The organism is Lactobacillus apis (assembly GCF_002837055.1).
Lineage (GTDB): Bacteria > Bacillota > Bacilli > Lactobacillales > Lactobacillaceae > Lactobacillus > Lactobacillus apis.
In genome coordinates, this window is record NZ_PDKP01000068.1 from 1 (window position 1) to 449 (window position 449).

Sequence of the window (449 nt, forward strand, 5' to 3'; positions counted from 1 at the left end):
CACATTCATTGGGATAAAATGGAAATTGCTGTGCCAGCATTCTTAATTTTAACCGGTATGCCACTTACCTACTCAATTTCAGATGGCTTGGCTCTTGGCCTTATTACTTACCCAATCTGTATGCTTGCAGCAAAACGTGGGAAAGAAGTTACTCCTATGATGTGGGTGCTCTTTGTAGTATTCATCATTTTCCTATGGGTGCTGAACTTCTAAAACAAATTATGATAAGATGAATGTGTTAAACAATCATCTTATTTTTTAACTTTTTGAAAAGAGGAGTCATGAAAACACTAGAAAAAATAGACTATAAAAAATTTATTTTTCCAGTTTTACTTGGATTAGTTTTCTGGTTTACTGCACCTATCAGACCTGCTGGGGTTACCGTCCAGGCCTGGCACATGCTCGCAATCTTTATCGCCACTATTGTTGGTTGTATTACATTACCAATT

At 36.5% G+C, this 449-nt stretch carries 2 pseudogenes; both read left to right on the forward strand.

Annotated features, from left to right (window positions below):
- A pseudogene (locus tag CRG87_RS07960) lies at positions 1-213 on the forward strand (NCS2 family permease); the annotation flags it as partial.
- 68 nt (positions 214-281) lie between these two features.
- Positions 282-449, forward strand: a pseudogene (locus CRG87_RS08165) (anion permease); the annotation flags it as partial.